Here is a 25,883-nt window from a genome sequence, read left to right on the forward strand (position 1 = left end):
GGTTGGGGGCTGAGCCGGGGCGGAGCAGCTCAGGCCCCGGTGCCGCCGCCGCCCGGGACGTTCGAAGCGTTGGAGATGATCTCGTCGATGAGCCCGTAGTCCTTGGCTTCCTCAGCCGTGAACCAGCGGTCGCGGTCACCGTCGCGGATGATCTTGTCGACCGTCTGGCCGGAGTGGTGCGCGGTGATCTCCGCCATCCGCTGCTTGGTGCGCAGCAGGTACTCGGCCTGGATCTTGATGTCCGACGCGGTGCCGCCGATGCCGGCGGAGCCCTGGTGCATGAGGATGTCGGTGTGCGGCAGCGCGAAGCGCTTGCCCTCGCTGCCACCGGTGAGCAGGAACTGGCCCATGGAGGCCGCCATGCCCATGCCGATGGTCACGACGTCGTTCGGGATGTACTGCATGGTGTCGTAGATGGCCATGCCGGCCGACACCGAGCCACCGGGGCTGTTGATGTAGAGGTAGACGTCCTTCTCGGGGTCCGCGGCCAGCAGAAGGAGCTGCGCCGTGATGCGGTTGGCGATGTCGTCGTCGACCTGCTGGCCCAGGAAGATGATGCGCTCGCCGAGCAGCCGGCTGTAGACCTGGTCGCCGAGGCCCCCACCGATAGACGGCTCACCGGCGGCGTTAGGCATCAGAATCGTCACGTAATCCACCTGCTCGTCTCTGACGGCTGCGGCCGTCTCAGCGTCTGTAGTACTGCCGGGGCGGAGAACTCCCCCCGGGCGATCCCGGAGGCGATTACTCCCCTGCCCTCGTATTCATGGACCCTAACGCGCTGGTGGGCGGCGGCCATCCCGGTTCCGGAACTGTTCGCTGGGAGCGCAAGGTGGCCCCGGTGCCGGGGAGGCAGAGCCCTGGCCCGCCGACGGGTGACCGAATTGGGGGGTGGTCTCCCGCCGGAGGCAGGGAGAGCGCATACGCCGAAAGGGAGAACACGCGCAGGCCGCGAGGTACGGACGGCCGAGCATGATCGGTCGTCGGCGCGCGTCTGAACCCCCTGGCGGGCCTTCCTCCCGCCGAAGCAAGGGGGGCCCGAGCCCAAAGGAAACGGGCCCGGCCGCGTCATGCGGCCGGGCCCGTCAGCACCCGTTGGGGGGTGAGGCTCAGGCCTCGGTCTTCTCGGCGTCCTCGGTGGACGCCTCGGCCTCGGTCTCGGCCTCGTCGTCGTCCTCGCCGAGGTCGACGATCTCGCCGTTGGTGTCCTTGACCGTGGCGGCCTCGACCACCGTGGCGAGGGCCTTGCCGCGGGCGACCTCGCCCACGAGCATCGGAACCTGGCCGCCCTCGACGATCGCCTGGGCGAACTGGTCGGGGGACATGCCGGAGGAGGCGGCGCGGCGCATGAGGTGCTCGGTGAGCTCCTCCTGGCTGACGTTCAGCTTCTCCTTGGAGACCAGCTCGTCCAGGATGAACTGGGTCTTGATGCCCTTGACCGCCTGGTCCTTGGTCTCGGCGTCGAACTCCTCGGCCGTCTTGCCCTGGATCTCCAGGTACTTGGCGAGATCGAGGCCCATCTGGCCCAGCTGGTGGTGCTCAAGGTTGTGCTTGCGGGTGTTGACCTCGTCCTCGAGCAGCTTCTCGGGGATCGGGACCTCGACCAGCTCGAGGAGCTTGTCGAGGACACGCTCCTGGGCCTGGGTGGCCTGGTCGTACTGCTTCATGTTCTCGAGGCGCTTGCGGCTGTCGGCCTTCAGGTCCTCGAGAGTGTCGAACTCGCTCGCCATCTGCGCGAACTCGTCGTCCAGCTCAGGCAGCTCGCGGGCGGCGACCTGGGTGACCTTGACGGTGACCTCGGCCTCCTTGCCCTGCGCGGAGCCGCCCTTCAGCTCGGAGGTGAAGGTGGCCTCACCGCCGGCCTCGAGGCCGGTGACGGCCTCGTCGATGCCGTCGAGCAGCTCACCGGAGCCGATGGTGTACTGCACACCGTCGGCCACGCCGTCCGCGAGGACCTCGCCGTCGACCTTGGCCTCGAGGTCGACCGTCACGACGTCGCCCTCGGCGGCGGCGCGCTCGACCGGGGAGGTGGAGGCGAAGCGGGAGCGGAGCTCCTCCACGGACTTCTCGATGTCCTCGTCGCTGACCTCGATGGCGTCGACCTCGACCTCGATGCCGGAGTAGTCCGGGATCTCGACGGTCGGGCGGACATCGACCTCGGCGGTGAAGTTCAGCGTCTCGCCGTCCTTCAGCTCCGTGATGTCCACCTCGGGCTGGCCGAGGGGGTTGATCTCCGCCTCGTTGACCGCCTCGGTGTAGAACTTCGGGAGGGCGTCGTTGACCGCCTCCTCCAGCACCGCCGCGCGGCCGAACCGCTGGTCGATGACCCGGGCCGGGATCTTGCCCTTACGGAAGCCCTTGACCGTGACCTGCTGGTTGATCTTCTTGTACGCCGCGTCGAGGCTGGCCTTGAGCTCCTCGAAGGGCACCTCGACAGTGAGCCGAACCCGGGTCGGGTTCAGGGTCTCCACGGCGCTCTTCACGGTTCGGTCTCCTTGGTGGCTGAATACTGGGGTTTGCTGGGCTCATCGCAGCGTGTGGTGCCGGCGGCGGCTCAGCGGATCGGGCCCGGTTCTTCAGACACTCGTCAGACACACGGGCACGCAGCTTGCATAGTAACCGCAAGCGGGACGAGCCCCACAACGTGACCTTGAAGGTGTACGTGACTGGTCGGGGTGGCGGGATTTGAACCCACGGCCTTCCGCTCCCAAAGCGGACGCGCTACCAAGCTGCGCCACACCCCGTTCGGTGCGACACGTAGGGTACATGCCCGAAGGCGGTGGTCAGACCCCTTTGTTGCACACACGCGCCGTGGAAGGAATGGGTGTGCGGTCACCGGCACGGACCCGCTACGATGCTCTTCGTGCCACGGCGCCCACGACCTTCGTCGGCAGTCCATGGCGCGGTCCTCGCGGGCGTAGCTCAATGGTAGAGCACTAGTCTTCCAAACTAGCTACGCGGGTTCGATTCCCGTCGCCCGCTCTTGATGGCTCAGGGCCAGGTCAGAGGTCGATTCCTCTGCCTGGCCCTGATGCGTTTGGCGATTCACACGACCCACTTGGGCGCGGTCAGAATTTGATCGCGTTGATGGAGTCAGCTATCGAGTCGAGAAAGTTGTTGATCGACGGCGCCATGCCCGTCGAGGCGAGGAAGAAGCCGAAGAGCGCCGCGACGAGCGCGGGCCCGGCCTTGATCGAACCGCCGCGGACCATCACCACGAGGATGATCGCCAACAGCAGCACCACAGACAGCGAAATGGCCACAACTGATCACACCCTCGGTCGGTCCACCTAGCCAACTCGGGAAGCACGCGGCCCAGCACACCCCCCGTCGACCCCATCGTGCCACCAACCACCGGGTGGCGGATGCCTGCTGACACAACGTCGGCCGGCGGATCCGGCGGAGCACGGAGTCCGCTCTCCCCGTCTACCCACTTCTGCGAAATACACACAGCCCGGTTACCAGAAATTCAAGCAATATCAGTGAGTAAATTCACCACCCCCTTCCGGACGGACAACTTGCCCCGTTCAAGGGGGATTAATTGGGGCATACAGGGCGCTTGGCGGTAGTTTCATGGGTGAATTGGAAGAATCGTCGAGCACGTTTTACGTAATCCAATGAGCCCGGCTAAGGTGCCTCGAATGTTCCAGGCTCCGAATGCATTGCGGAGGGACCGGTCGCCCGAGGCTTCCCGGGATCCGGAACCCGTCCCCACAGCGCACGCGACGACGACGGCGACCGCGGAGAAGGCCGCGACAGCAGCGGCACCAGCCACGGCGGTGACGGCTGAACCAGCCCGGGCGCCGTCCGAGGGCGCACCGCCCAAGGGCGCGAGACGCGACCCCTACTTCGACAACGCCAAGTACCTGGCGATCGTGCTGGTGGCCATGGCACACGCCTGGGAGCCGGTGATGGAGGGCAGCCGCGCCACACGGGCGCTGTACATGCTCGTCTACACCTTCCACATGCCGGCGTTCATCATCATCTCGGGCTACTTCTCACGGAGTTTCACCGCCCGGCCCGATCAGCTGAAGCGGCTGGTCAGCGGGGTCGTGGTGCCGTACGTCGTGTTCGAGGTGGCGTACACGCTCTTCAAGCGCTGGGCGGACGACGACCCTGGTTATCCGTTCAGCATGACCGATCCGCTGTATCTCACCTGGTTTTTGATCGCGCTGTTCGTCTGGCGGTTGTCCACCCCGTTGTGGCGCTCGCTGCGCCACCCGCTGCCGGTCGCCCTGGTGATCGCCGCGCTCGGCTCGCTGACCCCGGGCATCGGACAGGACCTCGACCTCCAGCGGGTCCTGCAGTTCCTGCCTTTCTTCGTGGTGGGACTGCTGCTGAAGCCGGAGCACTTCCAGATCGTGCGCAGGCGCGAGGTGCGGCTGCTCGCCCTGCCGGTGTTCGCCGGAGCCACAGCGGTCGCCTATCTGGTGGCGCCGCACATCCGGATGGGCTGGTTCTACCACTCGGCCGGCGCCGAGGACCTGGACGCGCCCTGGTGGGCGGGGCCGGTGATGACCACCGGGCTGTTCCTGTGCTCGCTGGTGCTGACGGCTGCCTTCCTGGCCTGGGTGCCGCGCAGGCACACCTGGTTCACCGTGCTCGGCGCGGGCACCATCTGCGGCTATCTGCTGCACGGCTTCCTGGTGAAGACTCTGGACTGGCGGAATCTGGTCCCGCAGTACCCGTGGCTGGCCACGCCCACCGGGGAGATCGTCCTGACGCTGGCCATCGCCGTCGCCGTGACACTGCTCTGTACGCCTCCGGTGCGACGGGCCATGCGCTGGGCGACGGAGCCCGATCTGTCCTGGGCCTTCCGCCGGGACAGCCGGGGCGGCCGAAGTGTCAGCCGTCCGTCGCCGGTGTCCCAGTCCCCGTCAGCCCGAGCAGTCGCCGTACCGTCGCGTACTTCCCGGTGAGCCGGTCCCGGGTCGCCTCGTCCAGCACGGCGAGGCGCACCGGGTCCGCGTTGTGGGCGAGGTCGGCCTCCTTGACCAGCAGGGCGCCGGGGGTCGCGAGGACACGACGGGTGTAGTCGGCGAGCGGCTCGTCCTCGTGCTTGGTGAGGGCCAGGACCATGTCCTTGACGGACCCGGGCAGTTCGGCGGCGTCCAGCCAGTCGCGGGTCAGCGCATGGTCCTCTACGGCGTCGTGCAACCAGGCGGCCGCGATCTGCTCGTCGCTGCCGCCGCGGGCCCGTACACCGTCCGCCACAGCCTGGAGGTGCTCGGTGTAGGGGCGCCCGGCCTTGTCCCGCTGGGCGGCGTGGGCCTCACGGGCGATGGCCTCGATCTCGGTCAGGGTGAGATACGGCATGAACGGGACTCTAAGCCGTCTCGGTCAGGGTTCGCGCCGCAGCAGAAGCAGGGCCCGGTCGTCGTTGACGTCCTTGGCCACCGCCTCGATCAGGTGCCAGGCGGCACCGTCGAACCCGGTGGTGACATGGCGGTCCGCCTCGCCCGTCAGCCGGTCCATGCCTTCCGCGATGTCGCGGTCGGAGGCCTCGACCAGGCCGTCCGTGAAGAGCATCAGCACATCACCGGGCTGGAGCGAGCCCTTGACCGGGTCGAACTGGGCACCGTCGTACACACCGAGCAGCGGGCCGTCGGCGGACTTCTCCTCCCAGTGGCCCGTGCCCGCGTTGAGCTGGAGGGCGGGCAGATGGCCTGCGGAGAGCAGCTCGTAGTCCCCAGAGTCCAGGTCGAGCACCAGGTGGATGGATGTCGCGAAGCCCTCGTCCCAGTCCTGGCGCAGCAGATAGCCGTTGGCCGCGGGCAGGAAGCCGTGCGGTGGGAGGGAACCGAGCAGACCGCCGAAGGCTCCGGACAGCAGCAGGGCGCGTGAGCCCGCGTCCATGCCCTTGCCGGACACGTCGGTGAGGACGGCCTCGAAGGTACGGCCGCCGTTGGTGCGGGCCGCGACCACGAAGTCCCCGGAGAAGGACTGGCCGCCGGCCGGACGCAGGGCCATCTCATGGCGCCAGCCCTTGGGCAGCCTGGGCAGCGCGCTCTGGACCCGGATGCGTTCGCGCAGGTCGAACAGCATGGTGCCACCGCGCCTCCAGGGCACACCGACACGGGCTCTGAACTGGGCGATGAGCAGTCCGAACAGTCCGCAGGCCGCCACCACCAGCACGGTGCCGGGGGTGACACGTGCGGGGCCGTCCAGATACGGGCCGAGCGCGACCGACTCGATGATCAGCGCGCTGGCCGCCGCCGCGTAGAGCCCGAGGAGGCTCGCGGGCCGCAGCAGCACCCCGCCAGCGACGATCGGCAGCACCATCGCGGTGGGCGCGAACCAGACCGGCATGGCTATGGTGCCGCAGGCGATCACCGGGATGGCGAGCAGCAGGCCCGCGAAGGCGATCCAGTCGGAGCCGTCACCGCGGAAGTAGTCGACTCCGGACTTGCGCAGCGCGGTGCGGGCCCGGCGAGCGGACCTCCGCAGCCGGGCCGCGAACGAACCTGCTGCGCCACGTGCCATCGACGTGGACCCTATCCATCCTCGCGGCCCCCGTGCAGGGGGGACCCCCAAAGACGTCACGCGGGAAACACCACATGACATTGCGCGCGAAATCGGGTCGCGACGGGCGGCGGGCCCCTGGTACGCATGCCATATGACGACGGATGTACGGGTGCTGAAGCGGTCCGAGTGGGATCACTGGTACGGGAGGCTGGAACTCGCCTTCGGCGGTGTCCTGGAGACCCGGGAGGAACGCGAGCTGTTCCGCGAGCTGACCGAGGTGGACCGCTCGATCGGGGTGTGGGACGGCGACGAGTGCGTCGGCACCGCCGGGGCGTTCAGTTTCCGGCTGTCGGTGCCGGGCGGCGGGTTCGTGCCCGCGGCCGGGGTGACGATGGTCAGCGTGGCCGCGACGCACCGGCGGCGCGGGGTGCTCACCTCGATGATGCGGCGCCAGCTGGACGACGTGCGTGAGTGGGGCGAGCCGCTGGCGGTGCTGACGGCGTCGGAACCCGCGATCTACGGACGGTTCGGATACGGGGTCGCCACCCATCAGTTGGGCCTCGACATCGACAGCAGCCGCGTGCGGATCGCCGCGCCTGTGGGGACGGACGACATACGACTGCGGTTCGTACCGGTGGCGGACGCCGCTGAGGTCTGCGAGCGGATCTACCGGCTCACCATCGGCTCACGGCCCGGGATGCCCGCACGGACGCCCGGCTGGGAGCGGCTGCCGCTGCTCGACCCGCCGTCCGAGCGGGAGGGCGCGTCGCCGATGCAGTGCGTGCTGGCCGAGCGCGACGGCGAAGTGGTGGGATTCGTCCGGTTCCACAACAAGCCCGAGTGGAGTTCCTCGGGGCCGAACGGCTCGATCACCGTGCGGCATCTCGACGCGCTGGATCCGGCCGCCTACGCGGCGCTGTGGCGTTTCGTGTTCGACATCGACCTGACGTCGACGGTGCACTCCGGCAACAGGCCGGTGGACGACCCGCTGCTGGGCTTGGTCAGCGATATCCGGCGGTGCGGGGTGCGGGTTCGGGACTCGCTGCACGTACGGCTGGTGGATGTGGGCGCCGCGCTGGCGACGCGGACGTATCAGGCGCCGGTGGATGTGGTGTTCGAGGTGGCGGACGCGTTCTGTCCCTGGAACGAGGGGCGCTGGCGCCTCACTGGCGACGCGAAGGGCGCGTCATGCGAGCGGACCGGGGAAGCGCCCGATCTGGCGCTGTCGGTGAGGGAGTTGGGCGCGGCCTATCTGGGCGGGGTGTCGCTGTCCTCGCTGGCGGGCGCGGGCCGGGTGCGAGAGCTGCGCGACGGCGCGCTCGCGGCGGCCTCGCTGGCCTTCGGCTCGGACCCCGCGCCATGGCTGCCGCACGGGTTCTGATGCCGTAGTACGTCGGCGCGGCAGCGTCACAGCCGGTGGCGACAGCCGTCGGCCCCTCTTTCGCCGGTGCCGTGACCGGATATCCGGCGGGGCACTCAGCGCGGCTGGCACCCCGGGCACCAGAAGAGGTTGCGGGCGGCGAGATCGGCGGTGCGGATCTCGCCGCCGCATATGTGGCAGGGCAGCGCGGCCCTGCGGTAGACGTACACCTCGCCGCCGTGGTCGTCCACGCGCGGCGGCCGGCCCATCGCCTCGGGGGTGTGCTCCGGCCGTACGGTGTCGATGCGGTTGTGGCGAACGCCTTCGCGCATCAGCGCCACCAGGTCCGTCCAGACGGCACCCCACTCACGCTCGGTGAGATCCCTGCCCGCCCGGTACGGATCGATGCCATGCCGGAAAAGGACCTCCGCGCGGTAGACGTTGCCGACGCCCGCGATCACCTTCTGGTCCATCAGCAGTGCCGCGATCGTCGTACGGGACCTGGAGATCCTGGTCCAGGCACGGTCCGGGCCGTCGTCGGGGCGCAGCGGGTCGGGGCCGAGCCGGTCGTGTACCGCCCGCTTCTCGCCGTCCGTGATCAGGGCGCAGGTGGTGGGTCCGCGCAGATCCACATACCCGTCGGGGTTGGCGAGCCGCAGCCGCACGGTGTCGGTGGGGGGCGGGGCCGGCGCGTCGCCGAAGGCCACCTTGCCGAAGAGCCCGAGGTGGATGTGGACCCACTCGCCGCCACCGCCGAAGCCGAGGAACAGGTGCTTCCCGTGGGCCTCGGTGCGCTCCAGCGCGGTGCCGTCGAGCAGCGCCGCGGAAGCGCTGAACTTGCCCTGCGGACTCGTGACCCGAACGGACCGGCCGCCGAACCGTTCCCGGTAGTCGGCGGCCAGTCGGTGGATGGTGTGCCCTTCGGGCATCAGGCGGTCGGCTCCTGCGGGTGGTGCGCGGGGATCGGGGGGAGCTCGCCGGTGGTCTCGTACACGGAGAGCATCTCGATGCGGCGGGTGTGACGCTCCTCACCCGAATAGGGGGTGTTCAGGAAGATCTCGACGAACTTGGTCGCCTCGTCCTGCGTGTGCATCCGAGCGCCGACGGAGATCACGTTGGCGTTGTTGTGCTCACGGCCGAGCTCGGCGGTCTGCTCGCTCCAGGCGAGGGCCGCTCGCACGCCCTTGACCTTGTTCGCGGCGATCTGCTCGCCGTTGCCGGAGCCGCCGATCACGATGCCCAGGCCGTCCGGGTCGGCGGCCGTCCGCTCGGCGGCGCGCAGGCAGAACGGCGGGTAGTCGTCCTGGGCGTCGTAGATGTGCGGACCGCAGTCCACGGGCTCATGGCCGTGGGCCTTGAGCCACTCGACGAGGTGGTTCTTGAGTTCGAAACCGGCATGGTCGGAGCCGAGGTACACGCGCATGATCCGAGTGTGGCACGCGCGATGCCGGGCAGGCGTCAGCGGGGTCCGTCGCACGGGCCCTGTCGGACGACCGGATGTCACCCGGCGGGACGCAGGGCCACGTGGCTCGCGTCACTATCCGGAATCAGGCCTTCCGTACCGGCGGGTCACCGGCTTGAATGCGTGGGCTCGTCACCCGAGCGACCCGCACACGTAAGGAATCGTCCATGAACCCCCAGCCGACCCTTACGAAGGCAGGCGGAACCACTGGCGAACCCGGTATTCCGCAGCCTTCCGACGGTCTCAAGGCCGGACTGAAGAACCGCCATCTTTCCATGATCGCGATTGGTGGTGTGATCGGCGCAGGACTGTTCGTCGGCTCGTCCGGCGGCATCGCCAAGGCCGGCCCCGCCATCCTCGTGTCGTACGTACTCGTCGGCGCGATGGTCGTCTTCGTGATGCGGATGCTCGGCGAGATGGCCGCGGCGAGCCCCAACTCGGGCTCCTTCTCGGCGTATGCCGACCGCGCTCTCGGCCGCTGGGCCGGTTTCTCGATCGGCTGGCTGTACTGGTTCTTCTGGGTCGTCGTGCTGGCGGTCGAAGCGACCGCAGGTGCGGTGATCCTGGAGGGCTGGGTCCCGGCCGTGCCGCAGTGGGCCTGGGCGCTGATCGTCATGGCCGTGCTGACCGTCACCAACCTCGCCTCCGTGGCGTCCTACGGTGAGTTCGAGTTCTGGTTCGCCGGCATCAAGGTCGTCGCCATCGGTGCGTTCGTGGTCATCGGTCTGCTGGCCGTGTTCGGCGTGCTGCCCGGCTCCGACAACCCCGGCGCCGGTTTCGCGCACCTGACCGACGCCGGCGGCTTCCTGCCCAACGGCGCGGGCGCCATCCTCACCGGCGTGCTGATGGTCGTCTTCTCCTTCATGGGCAGCGAGATCGTGACCCTGGCCGCCGGCGAGTCCGAGGACCCGCGGCGCGCGGTCACCAAGGCCACCAACAGCGTGATCTGGCGGATCGCCGTGTTCTACCTGGGTTCGATCTTCGTCGTGCTGACCCTGCTGCCGTGGAACGACGAGTCGATCGTCGAGAAGGGCTCGTACGTCGCGGCCCTCGACTCCATCGGCATCCCGCACGCCGGCCAGATCATGAACGTCATCGTGCTCACCGCCGTGCTGTCCTGCCTGAACTCGGGCCTCTACACCGCCTCGCGGATGGCCTTCTCGCTCGGCGAGCGCGGTGACGCCCCGAAGGCCTTCGCGAAGACCACCGCCAACGGCGTGCCGACCGTCGCCATCCTGGCCTCGGTGGTGTTCGGCTTCGTCGCCGTCATCTTCAACTACACGAACAAGGACACCGTCTTCCTGTTCCTGCTGAACTCCTCGGGTGCGGTCGCGCTCTTCGTCTGGCTGGCGATCTGCCTCACCCAGCTGCGGATGCGCGGGATCCTGAAGCGCGAGGCCCCGGAGAAGCTGACGGTGAAGATGTGGCTCTTCCCGTATCTGACGTGGGCGACCGCCGCGATGATCGTCTTCGTCATCGGCTACATGTTCTTCGACGACGGAAACCGTGAGGTCGTGACGCTGTCGGTGCTGGTGGCGCTGGTCGTGGTGGCCATCGGCGTGGTGCGCAGCCTCATGGGCAAGGGCAAGCCCACCGTCGCGGACACGGCGGACGCCCCCAGGGACTCGGTCGACGCCTGAGGCCCGGCCCTCCGGACAAGACCGGAGCCCCGTCCCGCTGCATGCGGGACGGGGCTCCGACCGTTGGTCCGGGGACTCAGCCGCGGCGGTCGACGAGCTTCCACGCCGTCGGCAATGCGCCCATCGCGAGCGCCGCCTTGAGTGCGTCGCCGACGAGGAACGGAACGAGGCCCAGCGCCACGGCCTTCCCGAACGGCATCCCGGTGGCCACGGCGAGGTACGGCACGCCGACCGCGTAGATGATCGCCGAGCCGAGCACCATCGTCCCGGCCGTGCGCAGCACGGAGCGGTCCGCGCCCCGGCGGGCGAGGGCGCCGACCACGGTGGCGGCGAGCAGCATGCCGAGGATGTAGCCGAAGGACGGCATCCCGTAGCCGGAGGACGCCTCGGCGAACCACGGCACGCCCGCGACGCCCGCGACCGCGTACACCGCGAGGGCGAGGAAGCCGCGGCGCGCACCGAGCGCGGTGCCGACGAGCAGCGCGGCGAAGGTCTGGCCGGTCACCGGGACCGGGGAGCCGGGGACCGGGACGGAGATCTGAGCCGCGATGCCGGTGAGCACGGCGCCGCCCACGACAAGGGCGATGTCCTTGGTGCGCGAGGCGGGCAGCAGGTCGGCGAGGACCGCGCCGGTGAACGGCGGGCGGACAGGGGCGGCAGCTGTGGTGCTCATCAGTACTCCGCAGTGGCAAATCGATGTGGACATGGCGACGCTAACCGACGGGTGAACGCCCGATCACCGTCGGTCGAAGACAAACCGCCGGTCAGCACCTTGGTGGGGTTCACACAAATCGATGGATGCACACCGCGAGGCGGCGTGACGCGCATCACTGAGCTGACGAGCACGAAAGCCCATGAAGGCTACTCCCGGCTACCGGCAGGACTTCGGGGATCCTGTGGACTCTCACCAATCCCCTGACCGCCGCACGCGACCCCGTACGGCGTATGTGCGATATGCAACTGCCTCGTACCCAAAGCTTCACATTGTGTGAGCATTTTGTCCGTATAGCGGTCACTCATGCTCTGTGACCGGTACGGGGCCCAGACTTGGGCGACCCGCTACGCCCCCTTGTCCCCTGTCCCCCATGAGCAAGGCACACCCATGTCCCGGACCCCGGCGCCCGCACCCGCCACCGACAAGACCGACAGCACCGCCGGCGCCGCCGACTCGGCGGCGCTCGGGCACAGCCTCAAGCCGCGCCATCTGTCGATGATCGCCCTCGGTGGCGTGATCGGCGCAGGACTCTTCGTCGGCTCCGGCGAGGGAATCGCCGCCGCGGGCCCGTCGATCGTCGTCGCCTACGCCGTGTCCGGGCTGCTCGTGATGCTCGTGATGCGCATGCTCGGCGAGATGTCGGCGGCGAACCCGGCATCCGGCTCCTTCTCCGTGCACGCCGAGCGGGCGCTCGGGCCCTGGGCGGGCTTCACGGCGGGCTGGTCCTTCTGGGTGCTGCTGTCCGTCGCGGTGGGCCTGGAGGGCATCGGCGCCGCCGAGATCGTCAGCGGCTGGCTGCCCGGCACACCGGAGTGGGCCTGGGTGGCGCTGTTCATGCTGGTGTTCTGCGGCACCAACCTGGCGGCGGTGAAGAACTTCGGCGAGTTCGAGTTCTGGTTCGCCGCCCTCAAGGTCGGGGCCATCGCGCTCTTCCTGGTCCTCGGCGGGCTCGCCATCCTCGGCCTGCTGCCCGGCACGGAGGCCCCCGGTACGGCGAATCTCACGGGCGAGGGCGGCTTCCTGCCCAACGGGTCCCAGGGCCTGGTCGTCGGCCTGCTCGCATCGGTGTTCGCCTACGGCGGCCTGGAGACGGTCACGATCGCCGCGGCCGAGTCCGAGCACCCGGTCCAGGGCGTCGCCAAGGCGGTGCGTACGGCGATGTGGCGTATCGCGCTGTTCTACATCGGGTCCATGGCGGTCATCGTCACCCTGGTGCCCTGGGACGACCCGGATGTCGCCAACCCCGACAAGGGCCCGTACGTCACCGCCCTCAACCACCTCGACATCCCCGGGGCAGGCACCGTGATGCAGGTCGTGGTGCTGGTCGCGCTGCTCTCCGCGATGAACGCCAACATCTACGGCGCCTCCCGGATGGCGTACTCGCTCGTCGCCCGCGGCCAGGGCCCGAAGGTCCTCGGCCGGGTCACGGGCGGCGTGCCACGGATCGCCGTGCTGGTGTCCTCGGTGTTCGGCTTCGTCTGCGTGGTGCTCAAGTACTGGCGTCCGGATGACGTGTTCCCCTGGCTGCTGAAGATGATCGGGGCGGTGATCCTGGTCGTCTGGCTCTTCATCGCCGTCTCCCAGCTCGTGCTGCGCCGCCGCACCGAGCGCGAGGCCCCCGAGAAGCTCGTGGTGCGGATGTGGCTGTACCCGGTGCTGACCTGGGTCGCCATCGCGGCCATGCTCGGCATCTTCGTCCTGATGCTGCGTGAGCCCGGGACCCGTGAACAGCTCCTCTACACGGGTGGGATGACCCTGGTGATGGCCGTCTGCGGTGTGCTCGTGCAGAAGAGCCGCAAGCGGACGCAGTCGGCGGACTGACTCCCGCGAACCGACGCCGAGACCCCCGGACCGCCATCGCGGTCCGGGGGTCTTCTGGTCACGCCACCACCTCGTGGACCCTTGTTGCTGCTAGCCTGCACTTGCGAATTGTTTGCAATTAGTGGTCGAAGGGCTCGGACATGGCCGTGTACACACTTCCTGAACTCCCGTACGACTACGCGGCGCTGGAGCCGGTGATCAATCCGCAGATCATCGAGCTGCACCACGACAAGCACCACGCCGCGTACGTGAAGGGTGCCAACGACACGCTGGAGCAGCTGGCGGAGGCACGGGACAAGGACGTCTGGGGCTCGATCAACGGCCTGGAGAAGAACCTCGCGTTCCATCTCTCCGGCCACATCCTGCACAGCATCTACTGGCACAACATGGCCTCCCCGAAGGACGGTGGCGGCGGTGAGCCGCTGGCCGCGGACGGCGTGGGCGAGCTGGCGGACGCGATCACGGAGTCCTTCGGCTCCTTCGCCGCGTTCAGGACCCAGCTCTCGAAGGCCGCGGCCACCACGCAGGGCTCCGGCTGGGGCGTCCTCGCCTACGAGCCGGTCAGCCGCCGGCTGATCGTCGAGCAGGTCTACGACCACCAGGGCAACGTCGGCCAGGGTTCGGTGCCGATCCTTGTCTTCGACGCGTGGGAGCACGCCTTCTACCTCCAGTACAAGAACCAGAAGGTGGACTTCATCGACGCGATGTGGGGCGTCGTCAACTGGCAGGACGTCGCGAAGCGCTACGCCGAGGCGAAGGAGCGCACCCCGCTCATCACTCCCTGACACCGGTTCGCCGGCGCGCGGGCGATCCGGAGCAGGGTCTCCCCGCCGGAGGCAGGGGCCGGGAACCGGGCCCCGCAAGAGGGTCTCCTGCTTGTGATCGTCTTCTCAGCCTTCACTTGCAGGTGGATGGAGGAAGGGCCTCCGCGAGGACGGGACTCGCGGAGGCCCTTCTTTTGCGCGCCCCGCCACAGGGCGCCCACGCGGCCACGGGCGCCCGTGCGAGGATCGTTGCCGTTCGAACGAGACACGAAGGAGTGGCCGTGCCCGGAGAGAATCTGTCCCGCGACGAGGCCCGTGAGCGGGCCGCGCTGCTGTCCGTCGACGGGTACGAGGTCTTCCTCGATGTGCGGTCCGCCACCAGGGAGGACGCGTCCGAGCCGCGGACCTTCCGCTCGGTGACGACGATCCGCTTCCGCGCGGCCGAACCGGGCGCGGCAAGCTTCGCCGATCTGCTCGCCCCGTCGGTGACCGCCGTCACCCTGAACGGCGAGGAGCTGGACCCGGCCGTCGTGTTCGACGGGTCCCGGGTGACACTCCCCGCGCTGCGCGCCGAGAACGTCCTGGTGGTCGACGCCCAGTGCGCGTACAGCCGCACCGGCGAAGGTCTGCACCGCTTCGTCGACCCCGAGGACGGCGAGGTCTACCTCTACACGCACTACGAGCCGGCCGACGCCCGCCGGGTGTTCGCCAATTTCGAGCAGCCGGATCTCAAGGCCCCCTTCCGATTCGAGGTGGCCGCGCCGGAGGGCTGGACGGTCTGGAGCAACGGTGCCGCGGAGTCCCGGGACGGCGACAGCTGGCGTTTCGCCTGCACCAAGCCGATCTCGACGTACATCACCGCCGTCGTGGCCGGTCCGTACCACCACGAGACCGACCTCTACACCCGCGGGCTGCCCGACGGGAGCACGCTGGAGATCCCGCTCGGCGCCATGTGCCGCAGGTCGCTCGCCAAGCACTTCGACGCCGACGACATCTTCCTGGTCACCAAGCAGGGCCTGGACTTCTTCCACGACCACTTCGACTACCCGTACCCGTTCGGGAAGTACGACCAGGCCTTCGTGCCCGAGTACAACATCGGGGCGATGGAGAACCCGGGGTGCGTGACCTTCCGCGAGGAGTTCATCTTCCGCGGCAAGGTGACCCAGGCGTCGTACGAGCGGCGCACCAACGTCATCCTGCACGAGATGGCGCACATGTGGTTCGGCGACCTGGTCACCATGCAGTGGTGGGACGACCTGTGGCTGAAGGAGTCCTTCGCGGACTTCATGGGGTCCTTCTCGATGGTGGAGGCGACCCGCTTCCACAACGGATGGGTGACCTTCGCGAACAACCGCAAGGCCTGGGCGTACCGCGCGGACCAGCTCCCGTCCACCCACCCCATCACGGCCGACATCCGTGACCTGGAGGACGCGAAGCTCAACTTCGACGGCATCACCTACGCCAAGGGCGCGTCGGTCCTGAAGCAGCTGGTGTCCTATGCGGGCCGGGACGCCTTCCTCGAGGGTGCGCGGCGCTACTTCGCGCGGTACGCGTTCGGGAGCACCCGGCTGGGCGATCTGCTCTCCGTGCTGGAGGAGACTTCGGGGCGGGACATGGCGGCCTGGTCGCGTTCCTGGCTGGAGACCGCCGGGGTCAACACGCTGACCCCGGTGGCCACCTACGACTCCGAGGGCCGTATCACCGAGCTCGCGGTGCTCCAGGAGGGCGAGGAGCTCCGGCCGCACCGCGTGGCGGTCGGGCTGTACCGGCACGAAGGGCCGGAGCTGGTGCGTTACGCGCGGGCCGAGGTGGACGTGGTCGGGGCACGGACGGTCCTCGACGAGCTGGCGGGGGCGGAGCGTCCCGCGCTGGTGCTGGTCAACGACGACGACCTCACGTATTGCAAGATCCGCTTCGACGAGGGCTCGCTGGAGACACTGCGCTCACACCTGGGTGCGATCACGGACCCGCTCGCCCGCGCGCTGTGCTGGTCGGCACTGTGGAATCTGACACGGGACGCGCTCATGCCCGCACGGGACTTCGTGGCGCTGGCCATGGACTTCGCGGCCCGGGAGTCGGACATCGGCGTGCTCCAGATGGTGCACGCGTGGGCGCGCACGGCGCTGGTGCACTACGCGGCACCGGGCTGGCGCGAGGAGGGCAGGGGGCTGCTGTCCACGTGCGCGCTGCGGGAGCTGCGCCTCACGGAGCCGGGCAGCCAGCACCAGCTCACCTGGGCGCGGTTCTTCGCGGCGGCGGCCACGACAGCGGCCGATTTCCAGTTTCTCCAGGGGTTGCTCGACGGCACCGCGAAGATCGACGGCCTCGATGTCGACCAGGAGCTGCGCTGGGCGTTCCTGGAGCCGCTGGTCGCGCACGGGGTGGCCGACGAGGCGGCGATCGGGGCGGAGCTGGCCCGTGACGACACCGCTTCCGGCAGGCGGCACCAGGTCCGGTGCCTGGCGGCGCGCCCATCGGCCGCGGTCAAGGACCAGGCGTGGGCGCAGGTGGTGGAGTCCGACGCGCTCTCCAACGCGCTGGTCGCGGCGACGATTTCGGGATTCGTACAGTCGTCGCAGCGTGAGCTGATCGCGCCTTACGCGGAGAAGTACTTCGCCGCGATCGAACGGGTGTGGGCCGAGCGCTCCATCCAGATCGGTATGGACGTGGTGCAGGGATTCTTCCCCGGCCTCCAGGGCGACCAGGCCACTCTGGACGCGACGGACGGCTGGCTGTCCTCGCATCCCTCGGCTCCTCCGGCGCTGCGCCGACTGGTCATCGAGGAACGCGACGATCTGGCACGGGCGCTGCGTGCCCAGCAGCGGGACGCGGCGCGGGACTGAGCCGGCCGCGGGTGTGCGGCGCACCGGTGACGGCGCACCGCACACCCACACCCACACCCACACCCACACCCACACCCACACCCACACCCACACCCACACCCACACCCACACCCACATCAGCACCCGCATCCGCATCCGCGTCGCTTTCCGCGTACGTGACGTCGCCCCCGTCCGTCGCTGCGCCTGCCGTCCTCGGCCACCGACGTCGCCGGAGGACGGACCGCGACGGCGCCTCCACCGTGGTCGGCCTCCACGGCACGGCGTCACCGCGGTGCGGCTGAAGGCCTCGTCGCCCCGGTGCCGGCGGACGGGTGCGCCGCAGAGCGCAGCACCTGATCGGCTTTCGAACTACCGTACTTTAGGGCGGCGTTGTCCGGAATTGTCGACGAACGTGTAACAGCGGTTAGGAGCCGTACGTCACAAGGGAATTGGCGCATCATGAACCCCAACACCCCTCTTCCTCAGCGCCCCTTGAGTCACCGGTCAGATGCGAGAAGCCGGGTACTGACCGCCGCGCAGCTCCGCGCGCACGGCGTGCCGGCGGACCGCGCCGCTGAGCGGTGCAGGCCCGGTGGGCCGTGGCAACAGGTCCTGCCCGGTGTGTATGTGCTGCACCGGGGTCCGCTCACCAGCGAGGAGCGGCTGAACGCCGTGCTGGCGTACGCCGCCCGGCCCGCGAGCGGCGGGGAAGCCATGATCACCGGGCTGGCGGCGCTGGCACTGCGGCGGTTCGCCTCCGTACCTCCGCTGCCCTCGCTGGAGCGGATCGACGTGCTGGTGCCGCGCACCAGGCGGCTGCGGTCGGCGGGATGCGCGCGGCTGATCCGCACCCAGTCGCCGCCGCGGCCCGAGTACGTCGCGGGGCTGGCTGTCGCCCCGGTCGCCCGGGCGCTCGCGGACGCGGTCGCCCGCCTCAGCGACCCGGCCTCGGTGCGCCGGCTGCTCACCGAGGCCGTCCGCGCCGGATACTGCGAACCCGCCGCTGTGGTCGGGGAGCTGAACCGGGCGCGACTGCTCTCCCGGCCCCATCTGGTGGACGCCGTGGACGCCCTGCTCGCCGAGGGACGGGCGCTGGCGGAGGACCGGCTGTACGAACTGATCCATCTGTACGGGCTGCCCGACCCGCTCTGGAACGTCGACCTGCGGCTGCCTGGCGGCCCCCATCTCGGCAGCGTCGACGCCTACTGGCCCGAGCAGGCGGTCGCCCTGGAACTCGGCACCCGCGCCCCGCGCCCGCCCCGGCACGGGACTGCCGGGGCGGGCCCGGACCTGGAGTGGCCCGCGTACAGCCATCAGCGGGAGCACCTGGAGCGCCTCGGCATCACGGTGGTGCATGCCTCACCGAAGCGTCTGCGGGATGCCCCCGCCGAACAGGCGGCGGTGATCCGTACCGCGCTGATGGCCTCACCGCACCGGGAGCCCGCCGCGTATGTCGTGGTCCTCCCCCGTTGAGCCCTCCGGTCCCGGGCTCAGCAGAACTCCGCCTCCATGACGGCCGCGCTGTCGCCCGCCCAGTCACTGTTGAAGTTCAGCGCGAGGGCGTGGCCGCCGTCCCGGGTGGCGACGGCTCCCGACGCGGAGCCGTGGATGCCTCCGCCGTGGCCCCAGACCTCCTTGCCGCAGGACAGCTTCAACGCCATCAGGCCGAGCCCGTAACGGAGGTTCGGCGAGTCCTCGTCCGTCGGCAGGGTCGTGGTCATCTTCTTGAGCTGCTCCTTCGGCAGCAGCCGTCCGGCGAGCAGGGCGCGGTAGAAGCGGTTGAGGTCCCCGGTCGTGGAGATCATCTCGCCGGCCGATCCGGCGGCGGACGGGTTCAGCTCGGTGACATCGTGGATGGTGTCGTTCGGCTGGGGACCGACCAGGATCGAGTACGCCCGCCCGCTGGGGCCAGGCATCGAGGCCCGGGTGCCCGGCACGGAGGTGCCGCGCAGTCCCAGCGGACGCAGGATGCGGCGCTCGACCTCGGTGCCGTACGCACGGCCGGTGGCCTTCTCGATGACCAGTCCGGCGAGGATGAAGTTGGTGTTGGAGTACTTCCAGTCGGCTCCGGGGGCGAAGTCCGGGCGGTGGCCCATGGCGAGCCCGACCAGCGCGCGCGGGGTGAAGGTGTCGTAGCGGTGTTCGAAGAAGCCCGGCCCGAAGGTCTTCGCCACGAACCCCGGGTCCTCGGTGTAGTTGTACAGGCCGCTGGTGTGGTTGAGGAGCTGGCGCAGGGTGATGGACCGCCCGTCGTTCCCGTTGCCCCGCACCAGCCCGGGCAGCCAGCGCTCCACGGTGTCGTCGAGGCTCAGTCTGCCCTCGGCCTCGAGCTGGAGGATCACCGTGGCCACGAACGTCTTGGTGATGGAGCCGACCCGGAAGCTGTCGCCGGACCGCCGCTCCCGTCCGGAGGTGCGGTCGGCCACACCCGCGTCGCCGTTCCAGACGGGCCGGCCGGTGCGGGCGGCCTGCGCGAGCGCCCCCGGCACCCCCTCGGCGACGGCCGCCTCCAGCGCCTGCTGGGTGCGCGCGTGCCCGGAAGGGGCCCGGGACGGGCCGGCAGCTGTCGCCGGAGTGGCGAGCGCGGCCACCGTCGCGGCCGCGACGAGCACCGGCGGAATCATGCGAACGGAACGTACGGTCATGCGGGAACTCCTGCCTTGGGGAGCTGCGGGCAAAACTGACGTGCTTCGACCGGATGAACTCCGCCCGGCGCCTGCGGGTTGCCCGGCATGCCGGTGGTTGAGTGGAATTCAGCCGTTCCCGGCACGAGCCCCGATCGCCCTGCCCGCCGGGGGCCGCTCCCGCCACAACTCCAGCCCGATGTCCACCAGCGCGACCCGCTCGAGCTCCGGCACGGCGGCCAGCTCGTGCCACGCGGCCAGATCGGTGGAACCGCCCGTCTCGGGGCGCAGCTCTCCCCCGGTGATCCGTCCTTCGTAGACGATGCGCAGGCTGTGGAAGTCGAAGTCACCGGACACTCTGCGCGTACGGCGCTCCCGCACCGAGTCAACGCCCAGCAGCGCGGTCACCTCGGCCGCGTACCCCGTCTCCTCGGCCACCTCACGCACGACGGTGTCGGCCGGATCCTCCCCGTGGTCCATCCCGCCCCCGGGCAGCGTCCACCGTCTGGTGCCGTCACGTGCCACCCAGCGCGCGAGCAGTATGCGCCCGTCCCTCACACACACGGCGTAGGCCGCGACCCTCAGTTGCCGACTCATGCCCCGACACTAGGGCGTGTTTCGAAAGTCCCGCCTGCCCCGCGACGCCTGGCACGCACGCTCGCAGCGTTGTCGGAATCGCCCAAGTACGCCCAGTACGAGGGCGACCCTCCGCCTTGCGATCGCACGCACCAGACGCCGCGGTGCCCGCCCTCCGGGCGGACGGCGCTGCTTTCGAAACACGCCCTAGGCCGCTCACGTGCCCTGAGGGGTTAGCCAAGACCGAGAGCGAGGCCGGCAGCCCGTCATGACCGCGTCCGCCGGCGCGCCCGATCCGCGTCCGCTCACCGGCGAGCCGGTCTCCCTCGACCTGCTCAACACCTGGTGGACACAGGAGGGCGAGCTGCGGGATCTGCTCGTCTCGGTGGACGGCCTGGGGGCCCGGCTGGATCGCCGTACGGGACTATCCGGAGCTGCTGCGCACCGCACCCGACCGGATGCGGGCCTGCGCCCACGAGGCGTGCGTCCTGCGCTTCTTCGACACTTCCCGGAACGGCACACGGCGCTGGTGCTCCATCACTCCGTGCGGGACCGCGCGAAGGCGTCGCGGCACTACGCACGGTCCCGCGAGAGCTGACGGGCGCGGCCCGGCGCATCGGACGCGCAGGGGGACACGGCACACAAGCCGCTTACCCCGCCGCAGCGGGTACCGCAATCGGGAATCCCCCAGGTCACCCCTTGAGCACCCCTTGACGTCGATCGGCGGAATGCCCGCTTTCGGGTTGTTCGCTCCCTCGGCGCATGTCACGCCAGTGGCGGATGTACGCCATCAACCCTTCACGTCTCCGTCAACTCTCCACAAACCCCTGTCTCTTACGAAAGGGTGAGCGGTCATCCGGTACCGAAATCCGGACCCTCTCTTTCACCAACAGGGATGTAGATGACCCCCGAATCCCAGAGCTCCATATCCGGCCGGAGACGCGCGGCCCGCGTGGCAGCCGCGGCCGGCCTTGTGGCCGCGCTGGTCACCACCGGAGTCGTGCCCGCCTTCGCGGCGGCCGCTGACGACCCGGTCGGTTCCGCGCCCGTGAAGTCCACGAGCTCCGACAAGCTGGGGGCGGCCGACGCCGACCTCCTGGAGCAGGCAGAGACCAAGGGCGAGAAGACCGTCACCATGATGGTCGCCACCGCGCCCGGTGAGACCGAGAAGGTCGCCGCACAGCTCGACGCCGTGCCGGGTGCCTCGGTCGGCAAGGTCTACGACAAGCTCGGCTATGTCCGCGCCACCCTGCCGACCGGCAAGGCCGACGCGGCGATCAAGGCGGCCGCCAGGCTCGCCAGCGTCCACGGCATCGACCTCAAGCACGAGATCGAGCTGGACGACCCGACGCCCGCGGGCGACCGCGCGAGCGGGATCGCCACGTCGCCGAACGCCAAGTCCGGCAAGGGTGCCAAGGGTGCGAAGGCCGGCAGCTACGCGGCTCCGGACAAGAAGACGCCCGCGCAGAACCCGTACAACCCGTCCTTCGAGACGGGCGCGGTGAAGTTCGTCCAGGACCACCCGAAGTACGACGGCCGCGGCGTCACCATCGGCATCATGGACTCGGGTGTCGACCTCGGTCACCCCGCGCTCCAGAAGACCACCACCGGCGAGCGCAAGATCGTCGACTGGGTGACCGCGACGGACCCGCTGACCGACAACGACGGCACCTGGCGCGCCCAGATCACCCCGGTCGCCGGTCCGACGTTCACCGCGTCGGGCAGCACCTGGAAGGCTCCGGCCGGCTCGTACCAGTTCAGCCGGTTCACCGAGTCGATCACGGCCACCGGTGACATGAAGGGCGACGTCAACCGGGACGGCGACACCACCGACCGGTTCGGGCTGCTCTACGACCCGGCCGCGGGCACCGTCCGTGTCGACACCGACCAGGACGGCGACTTCACCAACAACGAGCCGATGAAGCCGTACAAGGACGGCTACCAGGTCGGCTACTTCGGCACGGACAACCCGGCGACCGATGTCGCCGAGCGCATCCCGTTCGTGATCGAGATCCGCAAGAACGTGGCCATGGACCCGCTGGGCGGCGACTGGGTCGGCAAGACCGCCGACTTCGTCAACCTCGGCATCATCGAGTCCGAGCACGGCACCCACGTGGCGGGCATCACCGCCGCCAACGGCCTGTTCGGCGGCAAGATGAACGGCGCGGCGCCCGGCGCCAAGCTGGTCTCGTCCCGTGCCTGCTCCTGGAGCGGCGGCTGCACCAACGTGGCGCTGACCGAGGGCATGGCCGACCTGGTCATCAACCGCGGTGTGGACATCATCAACATGTCCATCGGTGGTCTGCCGGCGCTCAACGACGGCAACAACGCCCGTGCCGAGCTCTACAGCCGTCTGATCGACGAGTACGGCGTGCAGCTGGTCATCTCGGCGGGCAACGAGGGCCCCGGAATCAACACCATCGGCGACCCCGGTCTGGCCGACAAGGTGATCTCCGTGGGTGCCGCGGTGTCCAAGGAGACCTGGGCGTCCAACTACGGCTCCGTCGTGGAGAAGCCGTACGCGATGTTCCCGTTCTCCTCGCGCGGCCCGCGTGAGGACGGTGGGTTCACCCCGACCATCACCGCGCCCGGCGCGTCGATCAACACCATCCAGACCTGGCTGCCGGGCGCCCCGGTGGCCGAGGCCGGATACACGCTGCCGGCCGGTTACGGGATGCTCCAGGGCACCTCGATGTCCTCGCCGCAGGCGGCGGGCGCGAGCGCGCTGCTGCTCTCCGCTGCCAAGCAGCGCGACATCGACCTGTCCCCGGCGAACCTGCGCACGGCGCTGACCAGCAGCGCCAAGCAGATCAAGGGTGTGGCGGCGCACGAGCAGGGCTCCGGCCTGATCAACATCCCGGGTGCCTGGGACTACGTGAAGGCCGGCGCGACCGCCACCGAGTACTCCGTGAAGGCGCCGGTCGACACCGCGATCGACCAGTTCCTGAAGACCCCGGGCTTCGGCACGGGTCTGTACGACCGCGAGGGCGGCCTCAAGACCGGCCAGAAGAAGTCGTACACGGTCACCATCACCCGGACCACCGGTCCCGACCGTCCGATCCGGCACGAGCTGGACTGGAAGTACAACGACGGCACCTTCGACCTGCCCGGCCGCGGCTACGTCATGCTGCCGCTGGACGAGCCGGTCACCGTCAAGGTGGACGCCAAGCCCCGCACCGCCGGTGTGCACAGCGCCATCCTGGAGCTCGACGACCTCCGCACGGAGGGCGTGGACCGCCAGATCCTGTCCACGGTCGTGGTCTCGCAGCAGCTCGCCAAGCCGTCCTACGCGTACTCCGCGTCGGGCACCGTGCAGCGCAACAGCCACAAGTCGTACTTCGTGACCGTCCCCGAGGGTGCCAAGGCCCTCGAGGTCGGGCTGGGCGGGCTCAAGGGCCAGAGCCAGACCCGCTTCATCTCGATCCACCCCTACGGTGTGGGCGTCGAGGACAGCTCCACGATCTACTGCTACCCGAACTACACCAGCCCGACCAACACCTGCCGCCCCGACCTGCGGTCGTACGCCAACCCGCAGCCCGGTGTCTGGGAGATCGAGGTCGAGTCCCGCCGTACGTCCCCGCTGCTGGACAACCCGTACAAGCTGGACGTGTCCGTGCTCGGCGCCGCCTTCGACCCGGCGGTGAAGAGCATCCCCGAGGCCAAGGTCGGTACCGCGGCCAAGGTGGACTGGACCGTCTCCAACGGCTTCGCCGCGATCCAGGGCAAGCTGAAGGGCGGCTCGCTGGGTTCGGCGAAGGTCACCCGTCCGTCCATCGCCAACGGCGAGACCCAGGAGAGCACCCTCACCATCGGTGAGGGTGTCGAGCGCCTGGACGTCGCCATCGGCAGCACCTCGGACACCGGCGCCGACCTCGACCTCGAGGTCTGGCTGGGTGACAAGCAGGTCGGCACCTCCGCCGACGGCGACTCGGAGGAGGCGGTCAGCCTCACCAAGCCCGCCGCCGGTACGTACACGGTCAAGGTTGTCGGCTACGCCGTCCCGAACGGCAGCACCGAGTACAACTACCGGGACGTCTACTTCGCGTCCTCCCTCGGCACCGTCAAGGTCGACGAGACCCAGGCCGTCAAGCTCGCCAACGGCGCGTCGGCGAAGGTCGCCGCCGAGGTCCTGGTGGGCAGCGAGGCTCCCGAGGGCCGGCAGTTCTTCGGCGAGGTGCAGCTGCTGAACGCCCGCGGAACCGCGGCCGGCACCGGCAGCGTCGTGATCGAGAAGGTCACGCCGTAACACGGTCCGAACGGTCCACCGAGGTGTGACCGGCAGCATCCGGAGGGCGGGCGTCCACAGGGCGCCCGCCCTTCGGCGCCATGAGGCCAGGGCTGGGCCCCGACAGGCTCGACCCTGCGCCTTGCGACCCGTCGCACCGGATGCCGCTCCTCGACGGGCGACCCCTGACCAGGCCCTGGTGTGAGAAGGACCATGTGTCCCGACCCTTGGACAATGGATTGGACAAGTCGGCCGGGGACAGACGCATCATGGAGCACGCAGACTGCACAAAGTACGGAGGAGTCCCGTGAAGGTCGGAATCGTCGGAGCCACCGGGCAGGTCGGTACCGTCATGCGCAAGATCCTCGCCGAGCGGGACTTCCCGGTAGACGAGCTCCGGCTGTTCGCCTCGGCACGCTCCGCGGGCTCCGCCATCGAGTGGCAGGGCCGGGACATCACCGTCGAGGACGCCGCCACCGCCGACTACACCGGCCTTGACATCGTGCTCTTCTCGGCGGGTGGCGCCACCTCGAAGGTTCTCGCCGAGAAGGTTGCGTCCCAGGGTGCCGTCGTGATCGACAACTCCTCCGCCTGGCGTCGCGACCCCGAGGTCCCGCTGGTGGTGTCCGAGGTCAATCCGCACGCGATCAAGGACCGCCCCAAGGGGATCATCGCCAACCCGAACTGCACCACGATGGCCGCCATGCCGGTGCTGAAGCCGCTGCACCAGGAGGCGGGCCTGGTCGCCATGGTCGCCACGACCTACCAGGCCGTGTCCGGCTCGGGCCTCGCGGGCGTCGCGGAGCTGCGCACCCAGGCCTGCGCGGTCGCCGAGAAGGCCGACCGGCTGGCGTACGACGGCGATGCCGTCGACTTCCCCGAGCCCGCGGTCTACAAGCGCCCCATCGCCTACAACGTGCTTCCGCTGGCCGGCAGCATCGTGGACGACGGCTCCTTCGAGACCGACGAGGAGCAGAAGCTCCGGCACGAGTCCCGCAAGATCCTGGAGATCCCGGAGCTGAAGGTCTCCGGCACCTGTGTGCGCGTGCCGGTCTTCTCCGGCCACTCGCTCCAGGTCAACGCCCGTTTCGCGGGTCCGGTGAGCGTCGAGCGCGCCTATGAGCTGCTGAAGGACGCGGACGGCGTGGAGCTCTCCGAGATCCCGACCCCGCTCCAGGCCGCGGGCAAGGACGTCTCGTACGTGGGCCGGATCCGGGTGGACGAGACCGTGGAGCACGGCCTCGCCCTCTTCCTCTCGGGCGACAACCTCCGCAAGGGCGCCGCGCTGAACGCGGTGCAGATCGCGGAGCTGGTGGCGGCCGAGCTGAGCGCCTGACCACGTTCCTGCCCCGGGGCGGTCCGCGCATGCTTCCGCGCGGGCCGCCCCGGGTGTTTCCCACGCTCAGGCATGA

Annotated in this window: 19 protein-coding genes, 2 tRNA genes and 1 pseudogene; 11 read left to right on the plus strand and 11 right to left on the minus strand. The window is 69.5% G+C overall.

Annotated elements, in window-relative coordinates:
• Nucleotides 1-29 precede the first annotated feature (29 nt).
• The 3 genes from ABZ532_RS04755 to ABZ532_RS04765 all read right to left on the minus strand — a co-directional run bounded on the left by ABZ532_RS04755 (nt 30) and on the right by ABZ532_RS04765 (nt 2,741).
• Complete coding sequence (locus ABZ532_RS04755; protein WP_361279762.1) at nt 30-635, minus strand: ATP-dependent Clp protease proteolytic subunit; 606 nt, start codon at nt 633-635, stop codon at nt 30-32.
• Nucleotides 636-1,106: 471 nt separating this feature from the next.
• Nucleotides 1,107-2,480, minus strand: a complete 1,374-nt coding sequence (gene tig, locus ABZ532_RS04760) for a trigger factor (RefSeq protein ID WP_361279594.1) — start codon at nt 2,478-2,480, stop codon at nt 1,107-1,109.
• A 184-nt stretch (nt 2,481-2,664) separates the two neighbouring features.
• Nucleotides 2,665-2,741: transfer RNA gene (locus tag ABZ532_RS04765), tRNA-Pro, on the minus strand.
• Nucleotides 2,742-2,908: 167 nt separating this feature from the next.
• Here ABZ532_RS04765 and ABZ532_RS04770 point away from each other — a divergent pair.
• Nucleotides 2,909-2,979 (plus strand) — tRNA-Gly (locus ABZ532_RS04770).
• An 86-nt stretch (nt 2,980-3,065) separates the two neighbouring features.
• Here ABZ532_RS04770 and ABZ532_RS04775 read toward each other — a convergent pair.
• A complete protein-coding gene (locus ABZ532_RS04775; RefSeq protein WP_361279595.1) occupies nt 3,066-3,260 on the minus strand; it encodes a hypothetical protein in 195 nt (64 codons plus the stop codon).
• Nucleotides 3,261-3,638: 378 nt separating this feature from the next.
• On the opposite strand from ABZ532_RS04775, the gene ABZ532_RS04780 reads away from it, so the two are divergent.
• A complete protein-coding gene (locus ABZ532_RS04780; protein WP_361279597.1) occupies nt 3,639-4,916 on the plus strand; it encodes an acyltransferase family protein in 1,278 nt (425 codons plus the stop codon).
• Here the strand turns inward: ABZ532_RS04780 and ABZ532_RS04785 are convergent.
• Nucleotides 4,843-5,313, minus strand: a complete 471-nt coding sequence (locus ABZ532_RS04785; protein WP_361279598.1) for an HD domain-containing protein — start codon at nt 5,311-5,313, stop codon at nt 4,843-4,845. The genes ABZ532_RS04780 and ABZ532_RS04785 overlap by 74 nt on opposite strands.
• 24 nt (nt 5,314-5,337) lie before the next feature.
• The gene (locus ABZ532_RS04790; protein ID WP_361279599.1) at nt 5,338-6,480 is read right to left on the minus strand and encodes a PP2C family protein-serine/threonine phosphatase; all 1,143 of its coding nucleotides are present in this window, start codon (nt 6,478-6,480) and stop codon (nt 5,338-5,340) included.
• 133 nt (nt 6,481-6,613) lie between these two features.
• Between ABZ532_RS04790 and ABZ532_RS04795 the strand changes: the two genes are divergently transcribed.
• A complete protein-coding gene (locus ABZ532_RS04795) occupies nt 6,614-7,843 on the plus strand; it encodes a GNAT family N-acetyltransferase (protein ID WP_361279600.1) in 1,230 nt (409 codons plus the stop codon).
• A 95-nt stretch (nt 7,844-7,938) separates the two neighbouring features.
• Here the strand turns inward: ABZ532_RS04795 and ABZ532_RS04800 are convergent, their stop codons facing one another.
• Together ABZ532_RS04800 and ABZ532_RS04805 are read right to left on the minus strand one after the other, a co-directional pair.
• Nucleotides 7,939-8,751, minus strand: coding sequence for a DNA-formamidopyrimidine glycosylase family protein (locus ABZ532_RS04800; RefSeq protein WP_361279601.1), 813 nt, complete (start codon nt 8,749-8,751; stop codon nt 7,939-7,941).
• Entirely contained in the window at nt 8,751-9,245 is a 495-nt protein-coding gene (locus ABZ532_RS04805; RefSeq protein ID WP_361279602.1) for a ribose-5-phosphate isomerase, read from the minus strand. Before ABZ532_RS04805 ends, ABZ532_RS04800 begins: the two co-directional genes overlap by 1 nt.
• A gap of 206 nt (nt 9,246-9,451) precedes the next feature.
• Between ABZ532_RS04805 and ABZ532_RS04810 the strand changes: the two genes are divergently transcribed.
• Nucleotides 9,452-10,924: an amino acid permease gene (locus ABZ532_RS04810; RefSeq protein WP_361279604.1), complete on the plus strand. Its 1,473-nt coding sequence runs from the start codon at nt 9,452-9,454 to the stop codon at nt 10,922-10,924.
• Between the two features lie 76 nt (nt 10,925-11,000).
• On the opposite strand, the gene ABZ532_RS04815 is transcribed toward ABZ532_RS04810, so the two are convergent.
• Nucleotides 11,001-11,597 carry a biotin transporter BioY gene (locus ABZ532_RS04815; RefSeq protein WP_361279606.1) on the minus strand — a complete coding sequence of 199 codons (597 nt, stop codon included), beginning with the start codon at nt 11,595-11,597 and terminating at the stop codon, nt 11,001-11,003.
• A 429-nt stretch (nt 11,598-12,026) separates the two neighbouring features.
• Here ABZ532_RS04815 and ABZ532_RS04820 point away from each other — a divergent pair, with 429 nt between their 5' ends.
• The 4 genes from ABZ532_RS04820 to ABZ532_RS04835 all read left to right on the plus strand — a co-directional run bounded on the left by ABZ532_RS04820 (nt 12,027) and on the right by ABZ532_RS04835 (nt 18,519).
• Complete coding sequence (locus ABZ532_RS04820) at nt 12,027-13,460, plus strand: amino acid permease (protein WP_361279607.1); 1,434 nt, start codon at nt 12,027-12,029, stop codon at nt 13,458-13,460.
• 140 nt (nt 13,461-13,600) lie between these two features.
• Nucleotides 13,601-14,245 carry a superoxide dismutase gene (locus tag ABZ532_RS04825; protein WP_361279608.1) on the plus strand — a complete coding sequence of 215 codons (645 nt, stop codon included), beginning with the start codon at nt 13,601-13,603 and terminating at the stop codon, nt 14,243-14,245.
• Between the two features lie 260 nt (nt 14,246-14,505).
• Nucleotides 14,506-17,067: an aminopeptidase N gene (gene pepN / locus ABZ532_RS04830; RefSeq protein WP_361279609.1), complete on the plus strand. Its 2,562-nt coding sequence runs from the start codon at nt 14,506-14,508 to the stop codon at nt 17,065-17,067.
• 438 nt (nt 17,068-17,505) lie between these two features.
• Entirely contained in the window at nt 17,506-18,519 is a 1,014-nt protein-coding gene (locus ABZ532_RS04835; protein ID WP_361279610.1) for a hypothetical protein, read from the plus strand.
• A 17-nt stretch (nt 18,520-18,536) separates the two neighbouring features.
• On the opposite strand, the gene ABZ532_RS04840 is transcribed toward ABZ532_RS04835, so the two are convergent.
• Nucleotides 18,537-19,691 (minus strand): serine hydrolase domain-containing protein, encoded by a 1,155-nt coding sequence (locus ABZ532_RS04840; protein ID WP_361279612.1) that lies wholly within the window; start codon nt 19,689-19,691, stop codon nt 18,537-18,539.
• A gap of 108 nt (nt 19,692-19,799) precedes the next feature.
• Nucleotides 19,800-20,267: an NUDIX hydrolase gene (locus ABZ532_RS04845; RefSeq protein WP_361279613.1), complete on the minus strand. Its 468-nt coding sequence runs from the start codon at nt 20,265-20,267 to the stop codon at nt 19,800-19,802.
• Nucleotides 20,268-20,514: 247 nt separating this feature from the next.
• On the opposite strand from ABZ532_RS04845, the pseudogene ABZ532_RS04850 reads away from it, so the two are divergent.
• The 3 genes and pseudogenes from ABZ532_RS04850 (at nt 20,515) to ABZ532_RS04860 (ending at nt 25,807) form a co-directional block, all read left to right on the plus strand.
• Nucleotides 20,515-20,844 (plus strand): annotated as a pseudogene (locus ABZ532_RS04850) (CGNR zinc finger domain-containing protein).
• A 303-nt stretch (nt 20,845-21,147) separates the two neighbouring features.
• Nucleotides 21,148-24,492, plus strand: coding sequence for a S8 family serine peptidase (locus tag ABZ532_RS04855; protein WP_361279615.1), 3,345 nt, complete (start codon nt 21,148-21,150; stop codon nt 24,490-24,492).
• A 286-nt stretch (nt 24,493-24,778) separates the two neighbouring features.
• Nucleotides 24,779-25,807 (plus strand): aspartate-semialdehyde dehydrogenase, encoded by a 1,029-nt coding sequence (locus ABZ532_RS04860; RefSeq protein ID WP_361279616.1) that lies wholly within the window; start codon nt 24,779-24,781, stop codon nt 25,805-25,807.
• The last annotated feature ends 76 nt before the right edge of the window (nt 25,808-25,883 follow it).

Source organism: Streptomyces sp. NPDC019396 (genome assembly GCF_040632375.1).
GTDB lineage: Bacteria > Actinomycetota > Actinomycetes > Streptomycetales > Streptomycetaceae > Streptomyces.

Coding starts and splice junctions, on each gene's coding strand:
- ABZ532_RS04785 (WP_361279598.1), bottom strand. CDS start 5,313: ATGCCGTATCTCACCCTGACCGAGATCGAGGCCATCGCCCGTGAGGCC.
- ABZ532_RS04845 (WP_361279613.1), bottom strand. CDS start 20,267: ATGAGTCGGCAACTGAGGGTCGCGGCCTACGCCGTGTGTGTGAGGGAC.
- ABZ532_RS04835 (WP_361279610.1), top strand. CDS start 17,506: ATGAACCCCAACACCCCTCTTCCTCAGCGCCCCTTGAGTCACCGGTCA.
- ABZ532_RS04795 (WP_361279600.1), top strand. CDS start 6,614: ATGACGACGGATGTACGGGTGCTGAAGCGGTCCGAGTGGGATCACTGG.
- ABZ532_RS04780 (WP_361279597.1), top strand. CDS start 3,639: ATGTTCCAGGCTCCGAATGCATTGCGGAGGGACCGGTCGCCCGAGGCT.
- ABZ532_RS04840 (WP_361279612.1), bottom strand. CDS start 19,691: ATGACCGTACGTTCCGTTCGCATGATTCCGCCGGTGCTCGTCGCGGCC.
- ABZ532_RS04805 (WP_361279602.1), bottom strand. CDS start 9,245: ATGCGCGTGTACCTCGGCTCCGACCATGCCGGTTTCGAACTCAAGAAC.
- ABZ532_RS04815 (WP_361279606.1), bottom strand. CDS start 11,597: ATGAGCACCACAGCTGCCGCCCCTGTCCGCCCGCCGTTCACCGGCGCG.
- ABZ532_RS04855 (WP_361279615.1), top strand. CDS start 21,148: ATGACCCCCGAATCCCAGAGCTCCATATCCGGCCGGAGACGCGCGGCC.
- ABZ532_RS04825 (WP_361279608.1), top strand. CDS start 13,601: ATGGCCGTGTACACACTTCCTGAACTCCCGTACGACTACGCGGCGCTG.
- ABZ532_RS04810 (WP_361279604.1), top strand. CDS start 9,452: ATGAACCCCCAGCCGACCCTTACGAAGGCAGGCGGAACCACTGGCGAA.
- ABZ532_RS04755 (WP_361279762.1), bottom strand. CDS start 635: ATGCCTAACGCCGCCGGTGAGCCGTCTATCGGTGGGGGCCTCGGCGAC.
- ABZ532_RS04800 (WP_361279601.1), bottom strand. CDS start 8,751: ATGCCCGAAGGGCACACCATCCACCGACTGGCCGCCGACTACCGGGAA.
- ABZ532_RS04790 (WP_361279599.1), bottom strand. CDS start 6,480: ATGGCACGTGGCGCAGCAGGTTCGTTCGCGGCCCGGCTGCGGAGGTCC.
- ABZ532_RS04820 (WP_361279607.1), top strand. CDS start 12,027: ATGTCCCGGACCCCGGCGCCCGCACCCGCCACCGACAAGACCGACAGC.